Source organism: Bradyrhizobium sp. STM 3809, from assembly GCF_000239795.1.
GTDB lineage: Bacteria > Pseudomonadota > Alphaproteobacteria > Rhizobiales > Xanthobacteraceae > Bradyrhizobium.
This window is the reverse complement of the sequence record NZ_CAFJ01000371.1, coordinates 1-2,094: the sequence shown is the minus strand read 5'-3', so window position 1 is coordinate 2,094 and position 2,094 is coordinate 1. Positions and strand designations below refer to the sequence as shown.

Annotated in this window: 1 protein-coding gene and 1 pseudogene; one reads left to right on the top strand and one right to left on the bottom strand. The window is 65.2% G+C overall.

Features of this window, described 5'->3' with window-relative positions:
* Positions 1-191 (bottom strand): annotated as a pseudogene (locus BRAS3809_RS34990) (ubiquinol oxidase subunit II); the annotation flags it as partial.
* Positions 192-342: 151 nt separating this feature from the next.
* On the opposite strand from BRAS3809_RS34990, the gene BRAS3809_RS19195 reads away from it, so the two are divergent.
* Positions 343-1,650, top strand: a complete 1,308-nt coding sequence (locus BRAS3809_RS19195; RefSeq protein ID WP_035656939.1) for an MFS transporter — start codon at positions 343-345, stop codon at positions 1,648-1,650.
* Positions 1,651-2,094: the final 444 nt, after the last annotated feature.

The following is a 2,094-nucleotide window of genomic DNA, read 5'->3' as shown; positions in this document are numbered from 1 at the left end:
CGGTAGCGCCATGCGATCATGGCGGTGGCCACCATCACCGGCACCACGATCAGCAGCATCAGGACGGTGGCGATGATCACGAGATCGCGCTGCTGGGCGGCGACATCACCGGATGGCGAAAGCACCACCAGATTGCAGCCCCCGAGCGTGAGCCCCAGGGGTAGCAGAGCCAACGTTTTCCAGTAACGCACGATTAACCTCGTCGAAGCGCGGATCTCTGAACGAGGCCTCACGTAGCGACCGTACGTCACGTCCAACATTGGACAATTTGTCCAATACCGGACCGCCGCGAGGCCAGACAATTACGGGCATGAATAGAGTGCGAGAGGACTGCGAGCGGCGATGACACAGGCAGCGGCCATGGACGGCGAGACCAATCTCTCCCGCAGGCATGAGGCGAATCCGGGCGAGATCGCGATCGGCGTCATCATCGGCCGTACGTCGGAGTTCTTCGACTTCTTCGTCTACGCGATCGCTTCAGTGATCGTGTTTCCGCGCCTCGTCTTCCCGTTCGCCGACGAACTCACGCAGACGCTGTATTCCTTCGCACTGTTCGCGCTCGCCTTCATCGCCCGCCCGTTCGGCAGCGTGATCTTCATGGCGATCGACCGCCGCTACGGCAAGAGCGCCAAGCTGATCATCGCGCTGTTCCTGCTGGGTACCTCGACCGTCGCGATCGCCTTCCTGCCGAGTTACTACACCGTCGGCGCGTCAGCGATCTGGCTGCTGGCGCTGGCGCGAATCGGCCAGGGCCTCGCCTGGGGCGGCGCGTGGGACGGGCTCGCCTCGCTGCTCGCGATGAACGCGCCGGAGCATCAGCGCGGCTGGTATGCGATGATCCCGCAGCTTGGCGCGCCGCTCGGGCTGATCGTCGCCAGCACGCTGTTCGCGTTCTTCGTCGGCCATCTCTCGGCGGCCGACTTCTTCGACTGGGGCTGGCGTTACCCGTTCTTCGTCGCCTTCGCGATCAACGTCGTCGCGCTGTTCGCGCGGCTGCGCATGGTGGTGACGCCGGAATATGACGAGCTGTTCCAGTCGCGCGAGCTGCAGCCGGCCAACGTCAGCAACACCATCCGACACGAGGGCCGCAACATCGTGATCGGCGCCTTTGCGCCCCTGGCGAGCTTTGCCCTGTTCCACATGGTGACGGTGTTTCCGCTGTCCTGGGTGTTCCTGTTCACCAAGGAGACGCCGGCGCGGTTCCTGATCATCGAGGCCGTCGGCGCGGTGTTCGGCGTGATCGCGATCATCGCCTCCGGCATGCTCGCCGACCGTATCGGCCGCAAGTCGCTCTTGATCGGGTCGGCGATCGCCATCGCCGTGTTCTCCGGCTTCGCGCCGCAGCTGCTCGATGCCGGCCCGGTCGGAGAGACCGTCTACATGGTGCTCGGCTTCGTCCTGCTCGGCCTGTCGTTCGGCCAGTCATCGGGGGCGATCGCCGCCAACTTCGCCCGCACCTACCGCTACACGGCCTCCGCACTGACCGCCGACCTGGCATGGCTGTTCGGCGCGGGATTTGCGCCGCTGGCCGCGCTGCTGCTGGCGTCGTATTTCGGCCTGCTGTCGGCCGGCGGCTACCTGCTGTCGGGCGCGGTGTGCACGCTGCTCGCGCTGTGGCTGAGTGCCCCGAGGCAGTTGGAACAGACATAAGCGAGGCGATCCAATTCGCTGCTGCTGGTCTTCTTTGCCGGGATGCACTTCCGGCAGCGAGCAGCCTACTGATTGAGACGATCAAAGGCTTCGCACCAAGTTGCGCGATTAGCCCTGCTCGGAACGACCTCGGCCCCTCGCCCTGAGGAGCCCGCCGAAGGCGAGCGTCTCGAAGGGCGAGGCCACAGCCGGGGCCTCATGGTTCGAGACGCGCCGCGCCCGAATCGTCTCGCTTTGCATCAAGCAGCTTGCGGCGCGGCGCTCCTCACCATGAGGCTGCGGTTTCGAGACCGGCGGCAGGCGGTCTACACGCTCATGCCGATGATTGGGATAGAACTCAGCGTTCCAGATCAATACCGGATCAGCTGCCCCGCCATTTCCGCTCCGCCTCGTCCCACGCCGCCAGCGGCTGCAGATCCGGCACCCAGGCAAGTCCTGTCTTGG

Coding starts and splice junctions, on each gene's coding strand:
- BRAS3809_RS19195 (WP_035656939.1), top strand. CDS start 343: ATGACACAGGCAGCGGCCATGGACGGCGAGACCAATCTCTCCCGCAGG.